Raw genomic sequence first — 16,241 nt, 5'->3', positions numbered from 1 at the left:
CCCGAAGCGGCGACGACGCTTCCGCAGATGCTTCTGTTCAAGCGGAACGCGGCGGCGCGTCGGACGTTAATGGTCGCGCCGCCGCGTCTGGACGAGGCGCTCCCCGGGGGACAATCATGGACGATTTGCTGGACGCAGCGCTTGGCGCTTCAGCGTCCTCTCCGCACGTACAGTTCGCCGCCTTTGTGCTGATCGGTCTCGCCGTCGGCTGGGTTCTCGTCTGCGCGCGGCCGCTGCGACTGAGAGCCTTATCGCCGGCGGTCGCCATCATGGGCGTCTGCGGCGCCTGGCTCGGCAGTGAAGCCGCCTGCCTGTTAGGGCAGGTCCCGCGGGGCGGTGGAGTCGCGCTGGCCGGCGGTCTGATCGGCGCCGCCGCCTTGTGCTACGCTTGGCGTCGGCGGCATCCCGAGCGGCCTGACGGACCGGATCACATTGCTCTTGGCCGGTTCAGCGCCTAGATAAAGGCGCAGGGGGAGGCTCCCTGTGCCCGTCATCGATCTTTTGAATAACGATCCGCGTCCCAGAACCGGCGCGCTGCGTCACCCCGAAAAAGCGGCGCGGCCGGACCAGCCCGTGTTGCGCAAGCCGCCGTGGATCAGGGTAAAGGCGCCGGGCTCGAAAGCCTGGGCCGAAACCAGCGCGCTGCTGAAGGGCGCCGGCCTCGCGACGGTCTGCCAGGAAGCCGCCTGTCCCAACATTGGCGAATGCTGGGAGAAGAAGCACGCGACCTTCATGATCATGGGGGAGGTGTGCACCCGCGCCTGCGCCTTCTGCAACGTCGCGACCGGACTGCCGGCGCCGCTCGACGCGGACGAGCCGGGCAGGGTGGCGGAGGCGACAAAAGCCCTCGGGCTTTCCCATGTCGTCGTCACGTCGGTCGACCGCGATGACTTGGCGGACGGCGGCGCCGACCACTTTGCCAGAACCATCCTGGCGATCCGGGCGTCGTGTCCCGGCACGACGATCGAGGTGCTCACGCCCGATTTCCTGCGCAAGGACGGCGCGCTGGAGCGCGTGGTCGCGGCGGGGCCCGATGTCTTCAACCACAATCTCGAAACCGTGCCGTCTCTTTATGTGACTGTTCGCCCTGGCGCGCGCTACTTCCACTCCCTGCGTCTGCTGCAGCGCGCCAAGGAGCTGAACCCGCAGCTTTTCACCAAATCCGGGCTGATGCTCGGCCTCGGCGAGACCCGCAACGAGGTCATGCAGGTCATGGACGACATGCGCTCGGCCGAGATCGACTTCATCACGCTGGGCCAATATCTCCAGCCGACCCGCAAGCACCACCCGGTCGCCCGTTTCGTCACGCCGGAGGAGTTCGAAGCCTATAAGGCGCTCGCCTTCGCAAAGGGCTTTGCCTATGTCGCCGCCTCGCCGCTGACGCGCTCGTCGCATCACGCGGGCGAGGATTTCGAGCGGCTGCGGTTGGCGCGCGCCGCGTCGCGGGCGGCGGACGGCGCGGGCCGCTGAGCCGCCGCGCCCCGCCTTAAACCTTACTTGATGGTCCCTTTGCGGAATGGCCCAAAGCCCGCGTCTAACTCGGTTTGAGGCCATTTCATTAACTTGACCGTGACCTTTGGCGCCTAGGGTGCATCGAAGCCGCATACTGACGGCTGAAGCTGATACGGAGCTTGCGAAAATGAACGGGTTCAAAAAGTTTATGGCCGACGATTCTGGCGCGACGGCGATCGAATACGGCCTGTTGTCGGCGCTGCTCGGCGTCGCCATCATCTCCGCGTCCAGGACCTTGGGCACCAAACTCTCGGCGACCTTCGCCAATATCACGGGCAATCTGTAGCTCTCGCTCGATCGTCAAGCTGCGGGCTCGGGAGTCCCCTTGGCCGGCAGACCATGAGACGGTGGCCGCGAAGCTGCGGGGGACGGTTACGGAAACGCGCAGAAGCGACGGTCGCACCGCGGAGCGCGCAGTTCCGCGAGAGCCGTCGCCTGCGACACTCACTGTCTCGCCCCGCGCTGAAGGCCAGTCCGGGCCTTCAGCGGGGGTCGGCGAACGCGAAGCCGCTCGGCCGGGATAGGAGCAGGGGGCGGCCCGAGCCTATGCGCGGGCTGGATCCGCTTGCGCCCCCGCGCCCGCCTTCGGGGCGGTCGTCGCGACGAATTCGCCATCGTCGGACTCAGCGCGCCGGCGACGTTTCCTCCGGCGCTGAAATCGCTTAAAACCCCGATCTTATGAAAAGCTTCCGCACGCGCCGCCACGCCGCCCACAGCGCCGCCGACATGTTCGCGCTTGTTTGCGACATCGAGACCTATCCACAGTTCGTGCCGCTCTGCGAAGCGATGAAGGTCCGACGGCGCACCGAGGTCGCGCCGGGGGTCGTCGAGCTCGTGGCTGAGATGCAAGTCGGATTCAAGGCGATTTGCGAGCGCTACACCAGCCGCGTGACCTGCGACTCGAACAAGCTCGAGGTAAAGGTCGGCTATATCGACGGACCGTTCCGTAAGCTCGACAATCGATGGTGCTTCCGCGAGGAGGCGCCGGGCCCCGACGGCAAGCCGCGCTCGATCATCGACTTTTTCATCGCCTATGAGTTCAAGAGCATGGCGCTCGGGCTCGTCATGGGCGCCATGTTCGACAAGGCTTTTCAAAAATACGCCGACGCTTTCGTAAAGCGCGCCGACCAGATTTACGGACGGCGCTAGCCGAGCCGCGTGTTCCGCTCGTAGCGTTGGCCCAAGCTGGAGCTGCGTCCCCAGCTCCTGGCTTTTATGTTTTACGTAATTGCACGCCAATTTATGGAAAACATAAAGCGCCGCCTACGCTGCCCTCATCCGCGTCCGGGGGGAGGCCGGGTAAGGCGGGGCGCGTGTGCGCCTCTCAATCCTGCGCAGGTTTCGTGCGCAACGCCTTGACGCCGCCGCGCAGCTTCTTGCCCTCGAGCCGGCGGATCTTCGAGCCGAGCGTTGGTTTTGTCTTGCGCCGAGGCGGCGGCGGCGGGGCGGCCGCTTCACGGATCAATTCGAGAAGACGCTCCAGCGCATCGGCCCGGTTGCGCTCCTGCGTCCGATGGCGCTGCGCCTCGATGACGATGACGCCGTCCTTGGTGAGCCGCGCGCCCGCCAGACGCTCGAGCCGCGCCTTGACGCCTTCGGAAAGACTGGGCGATCGCCTCACGTCGAAGCGCAGGCGCACGGCGGTCTCGACCTTCTGCACATTCTGTCCGCCCGGCCCCGAGGCGCGCAGAAACTCGAGTGAGATTTCCCAGTCTTCGAGCCAGAGGGATGGGGTGACGCGGATCATCATGTCGATGCCTTTCGGGCGGTCGTGCGTGACGTATCGGCGATCGGCGGCAATGGATTGTCAAGATCGACGACTGTTCTAACGTCCGTTCAAACAAGCGTGGATATTACAAACGTTATAACGCGCGGTTTGGCGGACAATCGGCAGCCGTCTGGCCGGCCCGTCGCGAACTGGATCGCCACGGTGGGCTTAGCTTTCCGGTCGATGGGAGGCGCAGGCAGGACCGAGCTTAGCCCTCCGGCAGCCGTACGGTCGCGATGGCCAGAGCCGCGATCCCCTCGCCGCGGCCGGTAAACCCGAGCTTCTCCGTCGTCGTCGCCTTGATCGCCACGCGGCCGATGTCGAGCCCCATGATCCGCGCCAGGCTGGCCCGGATCGCCTCGCGATGCGGGCCGATCTTCGGCGCCTCGCAGACGACCGTCGCGTCGATATGGGCGATCATCCCGCCGCGTTCGCGCACGAGCCTGCAGGCGTGGACAAGAAAGATTTCGGAAGCGGCGCCTTTCCATTGCGGATCCGAGGGCGGGAAATGCGCCCCAATGTCGCCCTCGGCAATCGCGCCGAGCACGGCGTCGGTGACGGCGTGCATCAGAACGTCGGCGTCCGAATGTCCCGCGAGCGCATGGCTGTGGGGGATGGCGACGCCACCGAGCCAGACCTTGTCGCCCGCGGCGAAGGCGTGGACGTCATAGCCCTGGCCCATGCGCACGTCGGGCAGGTCGGCGAGGGAAGGGGCTTTGAGCTGTTCCATGGCGCGGGCGAAATCCTGTGGCGTCGTGAGTTTGAAATTCTGCGGGTCGCCGTCGAAGACGTGAACGGCGCAACCGGCCGCCTCGGCGATCATGGCGTCGTCGGTATATTCGCGCCCGCCGGCCGCGGCGGCGCGATGGGCGGCGAGGATCAGCGAAAAGCGGAACGCCTGGGGGGTTTGCACGGCGCGCATCCGCGCCCGGTCCGGCGTCGCGACCACGAAACCATTGGCGTCGACCTCCTTCACCGTATCGTTGAGCGGCGCGCCCGGAACGGCGGCGCCATGCGCGCGCGCGGCTTCAATGGCGCGGGCGACGAGCCCGGGGTCGGCGAAGGGGCGCGCGGCGTCGTGAACGAGCACGATCTCGGGCTCGCCTTCTCGGCCGATGGCCTCAAGTCCGTTGCGGACGCTCTCCTGCCGCAACGCGCCGCCAAGCGCGGGCGCCGAGAGCGCGGCGCGCGCCGATGCGGCGAGTTCCGAGACGGTCTCGGCGTAGAGCGCCTGGTCGTCCGGATGAATGACGACTGTCAATCTTGCGGCCGGCGCGGCGGCGTGCATCGCCTCCAGCGTGCGCGCGAGCACGCTCTTGCCGGCGAGCTTGCGATATTGCTTGGGTAGGCCTTGGCCGGCGCGTGAACCGCGCCCGCCGGCGACGACGAGAATAGAGAGTTCGGTTCGAGCGGCCATCGCCGCTCTGTGTCGCTTTTCTCACGTCGCGTCAAATGCCCGTCTCAGAAGCGCGGCAGGGGTGACAAAAAGTCATGTTGCAAGTGCGAAGAGCGCTGCTTATGCTGTGTGCAAGATGAATAATGCCGAAATAATGGGCTCCGATGCGGCCCAGCCTGAGTTGCGGGTTGGCGCCATTAGGCTTTCCGGGCGCGCTTTCCTCGCGCCCATGGCGGGTGTGACTGACCCGGCCATGCGGCGGATCGCCGAACGCTACGGCGCCAGCGTCACCGTCAGCGAAATGATCACCGCGGCCGGAGTCGCGCGCGGCGACCGCGAGACCGCGCTGCGGCTTGGCCAGTCTGGCGATACAAATTCGGCGCCGCGCGTGATTCAGATCGCCGCGCGCACTCCGTCGGAGATCGCCGTCGCGGCGAAGCATGCGGAGGACGCCGGCGCCGATTGGGTGGACATCAATATGGGCTGCCCGTGCAAGCGTGTGACCGGCGGGCTCGCCGGCGCCGCGCTTATGCGCGACCTCGACCAGGCGGCGGCGCTCATTGCCGCGGCGCGGGCCGCGATCCGCGCGCCGATCAGCGTGAAGATGCGGCTCGGCTGGGATGACGCCGCGCGAAACGCCCCGGAACTTGCGCGCCGCGCCGAAGCCGAAGGGGCCGCGCTCGTCACCGTACATGGCCGCACCCGCCAGCAGTTCTATACCGGCGCCGCCAACTGGTCGGCGATCGCCGAGGTCAAGCGGGCCGTGTCGATTCCGGTTGTCGCCAACGGCGATTGCCGGAGCCCCGAGGACGCCGCCGCAATGCTGAAGGCCTCGCGCGCCGACGCTGTCATGATCGGCCGCGCCGCGCAGGGACGCCCCTGGCTCGTCGGCGATGTCGCGCATTACCTTGCGACTGGCCGGCTCCGGGCGACGCCGGCGTTCGAGGCGCGGGGCGAGGCGGCGCGCGCGCATCTCGACGGGCTGTTGAGTCAGATGGGCGCCGTGCCGGGGCTGCGTCACGCCCGCAAACACCTCGCCGCCTATGTCGACGACGCCTTCGGCGCCGCCGGCGCGCAGATCGCCGATCTGCGCCGCGCGCTCGTGACGGCCAATTGCCCACAGGAGGCGTTCCGCCTGATCGACGCCATCTTTACTTCAGGTATGCAAGAGGCCGCCGCATGAGCCTGTCGGATCGCTCCGGACGCGACGACGCCCGCCACAAGGAATTCGCCCCGCTCAAGATTATCGACGAGCGCGGCCGCAGCTGCGTGCTCGAGGCGCTCCCCAACGCCATTCTCACCGTCTCCCGCGAGGGGGTCATCGAAGACGCCAACGCGGCCGCCGAGTCTTTTTTCGAATTGGGCAAGCCGCTGCTCATCGGCCAGAAGATCGAGCGACTGCTGCCCTTCGGCTCGCCGCTCATCACGCTGATCCAGCATGTTCGCGACCGCGGCGCGGCGATCAACGAATATAAAGTCGACCTCGGCCGGCCCGGGCAGGAAGGCGACCGCCGCGTCGACGTGCATTGCGCGCCGCTGGCGGACGTCGAGGGTTTGGTGCTGGTCGTGCTGCAGGAACGTACAATTGCCGACAAAATAGACAGGCAGCTCAGCCACCGCGGGGCAGTTCGCTCAGTTTCCGGGCTAGCTTCCATGCTCGCGCATGAAATCAAGAATCCGCTGTCGGGCATCCGCGGCGCGGCTCAACTCCTAGAAAGCGGCCTCTCCGACGCGGACCGGGCGCTGACGCGGCTGATCTGCGAGGAAACCGACCGCATTGTCCGGCTCGTCGACCGAATGGAGGTCTTTTCCGACGCCCGGCCACTCAAGCGCGAGCGCGTCAATATTCATTCGGTGCTGGATCATGTGAAGCAGGTGGCGCAGAGCGGCTTCGCGCGGCGGATCAGATTTGTGGAGAATTACGACCCGTCGCTGCCGCCGGTGCACGCCAATCGCGACCAGCTCATTCAGGCCTTCCTCAATCTCGTCAAGAACGCCGCGGAGGCGATTGGCCACGACGCGGTGGATGGCGAAATTGAGCTGTCGACCGCGTTTCGCCCCGGGGTGAGCCTGCGCGCGCTCGGCGCAAGGAGCCCCGTCGGGCTGCCGCTCGAGTTCTGCGTGCGCGACAACGGCCCGGGCGTGCCGGACGATATCGCCGCGCATCTCTTTGATCCCTTTGTGACCACAAAAGCGTCCGGGACTGGCCTCGGTCTTGCACTGGTCGCCAAGATCGTCAACGACCACGGCGGCGTTATTGAATGCGACTCCCTTCCCAGACGCACGACCTTTCGAATCCTGATGCCGATGTATCGCGCCAAACAGGCGGAGCAGCAGGGGGACAGGCGTTCATGAGGATTTGCGTTCGCAGGAGAATGCTTTGATGACGAGAGGCGAAATACTGGTCGCCGACGACGACGCCGCCATTCGCACCGTCGTTGCGCAAGCGCTGTCGCGGGCGGGTTACGAGGTCCGCACCACCGGCACGGCCGCAACCTTGTGGCGCTGGGTGCAATCCGGCGAGGGCGATCTCGTCGTCACGGACGTGGTGATGCCGGACGAAAACGCCTTCGAGCTTCTGCCCCGCATCAAGAAGCTCAGGCCCGAGCTGCCCATCATCGTCATGAGCGCGCAAAACACCTTCATGACCGCGATCCGCGCGTCCGAGCGGGGAGCCTATGACTATCTACCCAAGCCCTTCGACCTGAAGGAGCTTGTCGGCATCGTCGGGCGCGCCATGGCCGAGCCGCGCAAGAGCGGCGAGGAGGAGCGCCCCGAGGAGATGGAGGGCATGCCCCTCGTCGGGCGCTCGCCGGCGATGCAGGAGATCTACCGCTCGCTCGCGCGGCTGATGCAGACCGATCTGACCGTGATGATCAACGGCGAGTCGGGCACCGGCAAGGAGCTCGTGGCCCGCGCGCTGCACGATTACGGCAAGCGCAAGAAGGGTCCCTTCGTCGCCGTCAACATGGCGGCGATCCCGCGCGATCTCATCGAAAGCGAGCTGTTTGGCCATGAGAAGGGCGCCTTCACCGGCGCCAATCAGCGCTCCGCCGGCCGCTTCGAACAGGCGGAGGGCGGCACGCTCTTCCTCGACGAGATCGGCGACATGCCGATGGAGGCGCAAACGCGCCTTCTGCGCGTGCTTCAGCAGGGCGAATATACGACGGTCGGCGGCCGCACGCCGATCAAGACCAACGTCCGCATCATCGCCGCGACCAACAAGGACCTGCGCATTCTGATCCAGCAGGGCCTGTTCCGCGAAGACCTTTACTTCCGGCTCAACGTCGTGCCGCTGCGACTGCCGCCGCTGCGCGAGCGCACCGAAGATATCCCCGACCTCGTGCATCACTTCTTCAAGGTGGCGGCGAGCGAGGGCCTGCCGCAGAAATATATCGAGCAGGCGGCGCTCGACCGGATGAAGAAATATCGCTGGCCCGGCAATATTCGCGAATTGGAGAACCTGATCCGCCGCCTCGCCGCGCTGCATCCGCAGGAAGTGATTTCCGACGCGCTGGTCGAGGCCGAGCTCGACCATGAGCTGCGCCAGACGGTTGCGGAAAAGCCCACAGGCAATGGCGCCGCGGCGCAGCGCGAGCTGGAGAGCGGACAGACGCTCTCGACCTCGGTCGAGCAGCATCTCGCCAAGCTGTTCCGTGATTGCGGCGACGGCTTGCCGCCGCCGGGGCTTTATCACCGAGTCATCCGGGAGATCGAAATCCCGTTGATCTCCGCCGCCTTGGCGGCGACGCGCGGCAATCAGATCAAGGCTGCCGAGCTTCTCGGCCTGAACCGCAACACCTTGCGCAAGAAAGTCAACGACCTCGATATCCGGCTGATGCGCTCCCCGCGCTGACGGCGCTCGGCTTGCAAGCCCCGACCTTCTTTTGCAGAGGGCCGAGGCTAGACTTTCATCGAGGCGGAGAGCGACCCGCCTCGTTAAAGGCCACGATCCGCCCCCACTCCCGCGAAGCGGGGCTGGCCGAGGCGGGGGCGCTGTCAATCTCCGGAGCCGAAAATCACCTGTGCAAAGCGTAGTTATGTCCGTTGCACATTTGCAACAGTGACGCCTCCGGCATATAGTTTTCGCCATGGAGCAGGCCGGCGAACAGGCGCTTACCGATAACGGCAAGGTTGCGGGTCCTCGCGCCTGGTTCGGACCCGTCGTGGTTGTCGGCGCGGTCGGCTGCGCGCTCGCCACATTTCTGGTGACGGCCAAAGTGGGCGTGGTGTCGCCCACCGACGACCGGCTGATCGCCCTGCTTGTCGCCAATGGCGTTTTCCTCACCGTCCTGCTGGTGATGGTGATCGCCAAGGCGACGCGGCTCTACCGCGTCTGGCGACGGGGCGAAGCGGCGGCGCGGCTGCATGTGCGCATCGTCGGCGTTTTTTCGGTCATCGCCCTCATCCCGGCGATCCTCCTCGCCATCGCCGGCTCGATAACCCTGGAGCGCGCGCTCAATCCCGCCTTCATGTCGAGCGTAAAGGTCTTCGTCCACAATACGGCGCAGGCGGCGCAGGCCTTCCAGTCGAGCCAGTGTCAGGCGCTGCTGCAGGAGGCGCAGTTGACCGCCTCCGATCTCGACCGGGCGCGGGTGCTGTTCATCACCGACCGCAATTACTTCCGCCAGATTTTCGCGTCGCGCGCCAATTTCCTGGGCTTCTCGGTCGCCGCGCTGGTCAAGTCCAACGGCGAGATCATCGACCGCGTCGACGTCTCCAAAAACGCCTCGGCCATCATTATCGCCCCGCCTCAGTCGGAATTCGACAATGCGCGCAAGGGCGAGCCGCTCTGTCTGATGATCGACGACGGGAAGAGCTTCGTCGCGCTGCGAGCGCTGAGCGCCTTCGAGAACACCTTTCTTTACGTGACCCGGCCGATCGACCCCTTTGCGGTCGAATTCCCCAAGCAGGCCGACATGCTCATCAACCGCTACGACGAGTTCGACAGCTACCGCGCCGAGGTGCAGCGCGCCTTTGTGCAGATGTATGCGCTGCTGACGACCGTCATGCTGCTGTCGTCGATCTGGTTCGGGCTCGATTTCGCCGACCGACTCGTGTCGCCGATCCGCACCCTCATCGCCGCGACCGATCAGGTCTCGTCGGGCAATCTCGGCGTTCGGGTCAAGGTCGCCCGCACCCACGGCGAACTGGCCAGGCTCGGCGACGTCTTCAATAATATGACGACAGAGCTCAACCTTCAGCAGCGCCGGCTGCTCGAGGCCAACCGGCTCAACGACGAGCGCCGCGAATTCACCGAGGCGGTTCTCGCCGGCGTGCCGGCGGCGGTGATGGGCGTCGACGCCGACGGCGTCGTCACCATCTTGAACCGCACGGCCGAGGAGCTGTCGCTCAACGACGCCAAGGGGCAGGCGACGGTCGGCGCGAGCATCGCCGAGGTCATGCCCGAGATCGCGCCGCTCCTGACCGACGCCATGGAGCTGTTTCCGCGCGCGGTTCAGAGCCAGATCACCATCAAGCGCGGCGCGGCGGAGCGAACCTTCAATATCCGCGTCACCTCAGCCCGGCGGGCCGGGGAGGGCCATCCGAGCTTCGTCGTGACGCTGGACGACATAACCGATCTCGTCACGGCGCAGCGCACCTCGGCCTGGGCCGACGTCGCGCGCCGCATCGCTCATGAGATCAAAAATCCGCTGACGCCGATCCAGCTCTCCGCCGAACGCCTCAAGCGCAAGTATGGCAAGCTCATCCAGCAGGATCGGGAGATATTCGACCAGTGCACCGACACGATCGTGCGCCAGGTCGACGACATCAAGCGCATGGTCGACGAGTTCTCCTCTTTCGCGCGCATGCCCAAGGCGCGGCCGGAGCGGGACGACCTCAATGAATGCGTGCGTCAGGTGGCCTTTCTGATGCGCGTCGGCAACGCCGACATCGACATCGTCGAGACCCACGCGGATACGCCGCTCTACGCGCAGTTCGACCGGCGGCTGCTGTCCCAAGCGCTCACCAACATTATCAAGAACGCGACGGAAGGCATCGCCGCCCGCGAAGAGCCGGACGCGGCCGACAAGGGACGGGTGGAGATCAAGGTTTCGCGCCGCGACGGCATGGCCGAGATCGACGTCATCGACAATGGAAAGGGCTTCCCGGCGATGAACCGTCAGCGGCTGCTCGAGCCGTATATGACGACGCGCGCCGACGGCACAGGCCTCGGCCTGCCTATTGTCGCCAAGATCATAGAGGATCACGGCGGGCGGCTGGAGCTCCTCGATGCGCCGTCGGGTCGGGGGGCATGCGTGCGGCTCATCCTGCCGCTGGCCGACAGCGTCGAAAACCAGCCTGAGACCGAAATATCTACTGAAACGAGCGGGGCCTGATGGCGAGCGACATTCTTATCGTCGACGACGAAGCAGACATTCGTGAATTGGTCGCAGGCATTTTAGGCGACGAAGGTCATGGGACGCGGACCGCCAAGGACGCCGACGAGGCGCTGGCGGCGGTCGCTGCGCGGCGGCCGCATCTGATTTTCCTCGATATCTGGCTGCAAGGCTCGCGGCTCGACGGGTTGCAGGTGCTGGAGCAGATTCAAAAGCAGCACAAGGGCCTTCCCGTGGTCATGATTTCCGGCCACGGCAACATCGAGACCGCGGTCAGCGCCATCAAGATCGGCGCTTACGACTTCATCGAGAAGCCGTTCAAGGCGGACCGTCTCGTGCTCGTCGCCGAGCGCGCGCTCGAGGCCTATCAGCTGCGCCGCGAACTCTCGGCGTTGCGCCAGCGGGCCGGGGCCTTCGACCGCATCGTCGGCTCGTCGCCGGCGGCGAATCAGCTTCAGCAGCTCATCGCCCGCGTCGCGCCGGTGAACTCCCGCGTGCTCATCACCGGCGCTCCCGGCACGGGAAAGGAGCTGGCGGCGCGGTGCATCCACGACGCCTCGCAGCGCGCCGGCGGGCCCTTCGTGGTCATCAATTCCGCGACGATTACGCCGGAAAACATGGAGATCGAGCTCTTTGGGCGCGAAGGGGCGGACGGCGAGCGCAAGATCGGCGCGCTGGAAGAGGCGCACGGCGGCACGCTGTTCCTCGACGAGATCGCCGACATGCCCAAGGACACGCAGGCCAAGATCCTGCGCGTGCTGGTCGACCAGACCTTCCAGCGCGTCGGCGGCTCCACCAAGGTTCAGGTGGACGTGCGCGTGATTTCGTCCTCGGCGCGGGACCTCGCGTCGGCCATAGAGGAGGGGACGCTCCGCGAGGACCTGTTCCATCGACTTGCGGTTGTGCCGATCCGGGTGCCGTCCCTCGCCGAGCGGCGGGAGGACATTCCCGCCCTCATCGACTACTTCATGGAGAACATGTCGCTCGCCTCCGGCATGCCGCGGCGCAAAATCGCCGAGGACGCGCTTGCGGTCCTTCAGTTGCATGACTGGCCAGGAAACATTCGGCAGTTGAAGAACAACGTCGAGCGTCTGATGATTCTCACCGCCGGAGAGCCGGGCGCCGCGATCACGGCCGAGATGCTGCCGGCCGACGTCGGCGAACTTGTCCCGGCCACGCCGGCGGGCGTAAGGGGCGAAAAGCTGATGAGCCTGCCGCTGCGAGAAGCCCGCGAAGTCTTCGAGCGCGAATATCTCGTCGCTCAGCTCAACCGCTTTTCCGGCAATATTTCACGAACCGCCGAATTTATCGGCATGGAGCGCTCGGCCCTCCACAGGAAGCTGAAGTCGCTCGAGATAGACTAATAAAATCAAGTTTTTTTGCAAAGCTCCTCATCCTCTTCATGAGGATGAGGAGAGGTGAGCGAATGGCCCCGTCGCAGGTTGGCGCCGGCCTCGAGCCCGAGGCGACCTGCGGTACGGGCGATCGCCAAGCCCCAGAGGGGCGACCGCCTGGAACGCGGGGCCGGCGCGGCAAGGAACAGCTTTCAGCGCGCTGAGGTTGTCGCTCTCGAGCTTGGCTGATATTCCAACTGGTGGCTGCGGCTATGTTTGGCGGCTATGTTTATAGGCCTCAACTGCAGGCGCGGGGTCCCGCTCCCACGGTGCGGCAACCCGCGCCTTGTGCCCGATTCCGCCTTGCGCTCTGTCAATCGAAGGGTTCTAATGCGCGCCTGCGGAGGCCAAAAATCAAACGATAACCGGGGGGCGGCCTCAAACCGCTCGGCTCAATCAAAAAACAACAGGAAAGCCGATGTCGTCGGAGCGTTCGCAAAATCTTCAGGATACATTTCTGAATTTCGTTCGGAAAAACAAAGTTCCGCTCACCATCTTCCTCGTCAATGGGGTGAAATTGCAGGGCATTGTCACCTGGTTCGACAATTTCTGCCTGTTGCTGCGGCGCGATGGTCACTCGCAACTCGTCTATAAGCACGCCATATCGACCATCATGCCGGGTCATCCGATCCAGATGTTCGAGCCGGGCGACGACGAGGCGCCCGCGGAGAAGCAGCGGTAGAGATTTTGAACGAGGAACAAACAGGAAATGAACGCGCGTCGGGCCACGGCCAGACGCGCGCGATCGTGGTTGGCCCCTATCCGACGCGGGGGCCGGCGGCGCTCTCGCGGGACGCGCAGGCGCGTCTGTCGGAAGCCGTGGGGCTGGCCCAGGCCATCGACCTCGACATTGTCGGCGAGATTCCAATTGCGCTGAGCGAGGTGCGTCCGGCCACTTATCTCGGCAAGGGCAAGGTTGAGGAGATCGCCGAAGCCGTCAAGGAAAAGGAGGCGGGGCTCGTCAGCATGGACTGCCAGCTTTCGCCCGTGCAGCAGCGTAATCTCGAAAAGGCCTGGGACGCAAAAGTCATCGACCGCACCGGGCTCATCCTCGAGATCTTCGGGCAACGCGCCCGCACCAAGGAGGGTTCGCTCCAGGTCGAACTCGCCCATCTCGCCTATCAAAAGTCCCGGCTCGTGCGCTCCTGGACCCATCTCGAACGCCAGCGCGGCGGCTTCGGCTTCCTCGGCGGTCCCGGCGAGACCCAGATCGAGACCGACCGCCGCCTGATCGAGGAGCGGATGCGCCGCATCGAGCACGACCTCGACAAGGTGAAGCGCACCCGCGGCCTGCACCGCAAGACGCGGCGCGAAGTGCCTTATCCGGTCGTCGCCCTCGTCGGCTACACCAACGCGGGCAAGTCAACGCTGTTCAACCGCCTCACAAAGGCGGAGGTGCTGGCGCAGGACATGCTCTTCGCCACGCTCGACCCAACGTTGCGGCAAATCCGCCTGCCGCATGGGGCCCGGGTGCTGCTCTCCGACACTGTTGGCTTCATCTCCGACCTGCCGACCATGCTCGTCTCCGCCTTCCGCGCGACGCTGGAGGAGGTGACGCTCGCCGACGTCATTTTGCATGTGCGGGACGTATCCCATGAGGATTCCGAGGCCCAGGCCCGCGACGTCGAGGCCATTCTCGAAGAATTGGGGCTGAAAGGCGAGGCGGAGGGGCGGATTATCGAAGTATGGAACAAGATCGACGCGCTCGATCAGGAACGTTGCGAGGCGCTGAAACTTGCCTCGCGCGGCTATGAACCGGGACGGCGCCCCGCAATGGTGTCGGCGCTCACGGGCGAAGGCCTCGATATGCTGCTGGCGCGCATCGAGAACCTGCTCGCGGAAAGCCGCATGACGCTTGCGCTGGAGCTTGCGCCGGAAGACGGGCAGGGGCTCGCCTGGCTGCACGCCCACGCGGAAGTTTTGTCGCGCGAAACGCGTGAAGACGGCGGCTCTCGGCTCGTGGTGCGCGTCGCGCCCGAGCGGGCGGAGGAGGTCAGGCGTCGCTATGGCGCGGCGGCGCCAGCGGAAAGAGGCGGGTAGCGCCCATGCACTGGCTCTATCTCGGGGTCGCCATCGTCTCCGAAGTCATTGCGTCGTCGGCGCTTCCAGCGTCGGGCGGCTTTCGACAACCGTTGCCGACGCTCGTCGTCGTCGCGGGTTACGTGGCGGCCTTTTATTTTCTGTCGCTCACGCTGGAGGCCATACCGCTCGGCGTCGCCTATGCGGTCTGGTCGGGCGTCGGGCTTGCTCTGATCTCGCTCGCGGGCTGGGTGTTCTATCGGCAAAGCCTCGGGGCGGCCGAATTACTCGGCATCCTGCTCATCGGCGCGGGGGTCGTGGTCCTGAAATTCGGCGGCAAGGCCGGCGCATGAATTAGCCCCGCGCCGGGAGCATGCGCCGCAGCGTGCCGTCCTTCAGCAGATAGTGATGCGCGAGCGCCGCTGCGGCGTGCGCCATCACGAGCACGATCAGAAGATGCGCCAGAAACTCGTGAATTTCTTTTGAATTGTGCTTGAGCTCGCGGTTCTTGGGCCAGGGCGAGGGGATGTCGGAGAGGCCGAACAAGGTCAGCGCCTCGCCGCCATGGAACAGCGTGACGACGCCAACGACGGGCACTGCGAGGAGCAAAGCGTAAAGAGCGAGGTGGAGGGCCTTGGCGGCGATCTGCGCCGTGGGGCCGAAGCGCGTCGGCTCGGCGGCCGGGACGGGAGCAATGAATCGCCAAGTCACCCGCAGCGCCAGCAGGAGAACAATCGACTCGCCGAGAATGACATGCACGAATTCGCCCGTGTGACGGATGGGTCCGCGCGGCAACTCGTCGCCCACCAGGCCAAGCGTCCAGGCCGCGAAGACGCAGAAGACCGTGAGCCAGTGGAAGGCCTGTGCAGGCGGGCTGTATCGTGACTCATTGCTCATTTGGGGCGGCCGTCTTTCAAGCGATTGGCTGGCCTTAGCGCGGCCACGGGCGGAAATTATGGCGCCGCCGTCAGGCGCCCTTCTTTTCCAGTCGCTTGGCCTCGGTCCACAGCGCCTCCATGTCATCGAGCGAAGCGGCGTCGGGCGTCACGCCCTGTTCCGCGAGACGCCGTTCGATATGGTGGAAGCGCCGCTCGAATTTGGCGTTGGCGCCGCGAAGGGCCTGTTCCGGATCGACGTCGGCGTGTCGCGCGAGATTGGCGACGACGAAAAGCAGATCTCCGATTTCCTCTTCGAGCGCCTGTGGATCGATGGCGGGATCGGAAAGTTCGGCCGCGACTTCTTCCGTCTCCTCGCGGATTTTGCCGAGGACATGCGCTGCGTTGTTCCAGTCGAAGCCGACCTTGGACGCCTTGCGCTGGAGTTTCACCGCGCGGGTGAGAGCGGGCAGGGCGAGCGGAACGCCGTCGAGCAGGCTCTCGGGCGCCGAGGCGGCCTTGGCGGCTTTCTCGGCCGCTTTGATCTCATCCCATTGCGCCGTAACGCCCTCGGCGGTCAACGCGTCGGTTTGCGCAAAAACATGCGGATGGCGGCGGATGAGCTTTTCACAAATGGCGGCCACGACATCGGGAAAGGCGAAGGCGCCCTGCTCCTGCGCCATGCGCGCATGAAAAACGACCTGCAACAGCAGGTCGCCGAGCTCGTCCTTGAGTTCGTCGAGATCGCCGCGCTCGATTGCGTCGGCCACCTCATAAGCTTCTTCGACCGTATAGGGCGCGATGGAGCGGAAATCCTGCTCGAGATCCCAGGGGCAGCCGGTTCCCGGCGTGCGCAGGGCGGCCATGATCTCGATGAGGCGCGAAATGTCGCCGGACATGTCTTTCCCACAAAAAGAAAACGCCGCGTCGCCCTTC

The 16,241-nt window shown here is 65.5% G+C and carries 16 protein-coding genes; 12 read left to right on the top strand and 4 right to left on the bottom strand.

Going from position 1 to position 16,241, the window contains the following annotated elements; all coding sequences use genetic code 11:
- The first annotated feature begins 116 nt into the window (after positions 1-116).
- From ACETII_RS18250 to ACETII_RS18235, 4 genes are all read left to right on the top strand, one after another.
- Positions 117-458, top strand: a complete 342-nt coding sequence (locus ACETII_RS18250) for a hypothetical protein (protein WP_363348394.1) — start codon at positions 117-119, stop codon at positions 456-458.
- Positions 459-483: 25 nt separating this feature from the next.
- Positions 484-1,470, top strand: a complete 987-nt coding sequence (gene lipA / locus ACETII_RS18245; protein WP_472786457.1) for a lipoyl synthase — start codon at positions 484-486, stop codon at positions 1,468-1,470.
- A gap of 169 nt (positions 1,471-1,639) precedes the next feature.
- Positions 1,640-1,798 (top strand): Flp family type IVb pilin, encoded by a 159-nt coding sequence (locus tag ACETII_RS18240; RefSeq protein ID WP_472786456.1) that lies wholly within the window; start codon positions 1,640-1,642, stop codon positions 1,796-1,798.
- A gap of 392 nt (positions 1,799-2,190) precedes the next feature.
- Positions 2,191-2,661, top strand: a complete 471-nt coding sequence (locus ACETII_RS18235) for a type II toxin-antitoxin system RatA family toxin (RefSeq protein WP_363348388.1) — start codon at positions 2,191-2,193, stop codon at positions 2,659-2,661.
- Positions 2,662-2,836: 175 nt separating this feature from the next.
- Here ACETII_RS18235 and arfB read toward each other — a convergent pair whose 3' ends face one another.
- Both arfB and ACETII_RS18225 read right to left on the bottom strand, forming a co-directional pair.
- Positions 2,837-3,259 carry an alternative ribosome rescue aminoacyl-tRNA hydrolase ArfB gene (gene arfB, locus ACETII_RS18230; RefSeq protein ID WP_472788188.1) on the bottom strand — a complete coding sequence of 141 codons (423 nt, stop codon included), beginning with the start codon at positions 3,257-3,259 and terminating at the stop codon, positions 2,837-2,839.
- Positions 3,260-3,488: 229 nt separating this feature from the next.
- Positions 3,489-4,697: a bifunctional 2-C-methyl-D-erythritol 4-phosphate cytidylyltransferase/2-C-methyl-D-erythritol 2,4-cyclodiphosphate synthase gene (locus ACETII_RS18225; protein ID WP_472786455.1), complete on the bottom strand. Its 1,209-nt coding sequence runs from the start codon at positions 4,695-4,697 to the stop codon at positions 3,489-3,491.
- A gap of 115 nt (positions 4,698-4,812) precedes the next feature.
- On the opposite strand from ACETII_RS18225, the gene dusB reads away from it, so the two are divergent.
- The 8 genes from dusB to ACETII_RS18185 all read left to right on the top strand — a co-directional run bounded on the left by dusB (position 4,813) and on the right by ACETII_RS18185 (position 14,783).
- Complete coding sequence (gene dusB, locus ACETII_RS18220; protein ID WP_472786454.1) at positions 4,813-5,859, top strand: tRNA dihydrouridine synthase DusB; 1,047 nt, start codon at positions 4,813-4,815, stop codon at positions 5,857-5,859.
- Positions 5,856-7,031, top strand: coding sequence for a two-component system sensor histidine kinase NtrB (locus tag ACETII_RS18215; RefSeq protein ID WP_472786453.1), 1,176 nt, complete (start codon positions 5,856-5,858; stop codon positions 7,029-7,031). The genes dusB and ACETII_RS18215 overlap by 4 nt, the downstream gene beginning before the upstream one ends.
- A gap of 28 nt (positions 7,032-7,059) precedes the next feature.
- On the top strand, positions 7,060-8,532 hold the full coding sequence (ntrC, locus tag ACETII_RS18210) for a nitrogen regulation protein NR(I) (protein WP_472786452.1): 1,473 nt from the start codon (positions 7,060-7,062) through the stop codon (positions 8,530-8,532).
- A gap of 235 nt (positions 8,533-8,767) precedes the next feature.
- The gene (locus tag ACETII_RS18205; RefSeq protein ID WP_472786451.1) at positions 8,768-11,017 is read left to right on the top strand and encodes a sensor histidine kinase NtrY-like; all 2,250 of its coding nucleotides are present in this window, start codon (positions 8,768-8,770) and stop codon (positions 11,015-11,017) included.
- A complete protein-coding gene (ntrX, locus tag ACETII_RS18200) occupies positions 11,017-12,381 on the top strand; it encodes a nitrogen assimilation response regulator NtrX (RefSeq protein ID WP_472786450.1) in 1,365 nt (454 codons plus the stop codon). The genes ACETII_RS18205 and ntrX overlap by 1 nt, the downstream gene beginning before the upstream one ends.
- 448 nt (positions 12,382-12,829) lie before the next feature.
- Complete coding sequence (gene hfq / locus ACETII_RS18195; RefSeq protein ID WP_363348374.1) at positions 12,830-13,093, top strand: RNA chaperone Hfq; 264 nt, start codon at positions 12,830-12,832, stop codon at positions 13,091-13,093.
- Between the two features lie 5 nt (positions 13,094-13,098).
- Positions 13,099-14,451, top strand: coding sequence for a GTPase HflX (hflX, locus tag ACETII_RS18190; RefSeq protein ID WP_472786449.1), 1,353 nt, complete (start codon positions 13,099-13,101; stop codon positions 14,449-14,451).
- A gap of 5 nt (positions 14,452-14,456) precedes the next feature.
- Positions 14,457-14,783, top strand: a complete 327-nt coding sequence (locus ACETII_RS18185) for a DMT family transporter (protein ID WP_363348370.1) — start codon at positions 14,457-14,459, stop codon at positions 14,781-14,783.
- A 1-nt stretch (position 14,784) separates the two neighbouring features.
- On the opposite strand, the gene ACETII_RS18180 is transcribed toward ACETII_RS18185, so the two are convergent.
- Both ACETII_RS18180 and mazG read right to left on the bottom strand, forming a co-directional pair.
- Positions 14,785-15,327 (bottom strand): cytochrome b, encoded by a 543-nt coding sequence (locus ACETII_RS18180; RefSeq protein ID WP_472786448.1) that lies wholly within the window; start codon positions 15,325-15,327, stop codon positions 14,785-14,787.
- Positions 15,328-15,397: 70 nt separating this feature from the next.
- Positions 15,398-16,204, bottom strand: a complete 807-nt coding sequence (gene mazG, locus ACETII_RS18175) for a nucleoside triphosphate pyrophosphohydrolase (protein WP_472786447.1) — start codon at positions 16,202-16,204, stop codon at positions 15,398-15,400.
- Positions 16,205-16,241 lie beyond the last annotated feature (37 nt).

The organism is Methylocystis sp. NC52PC, from assembly GCF_055698645.1.
The sequence above is the reverse complement of the archived record's forward strand: the minus strand, read 5'-3'. Positions and strand labels throughout refer to the sequence as shown.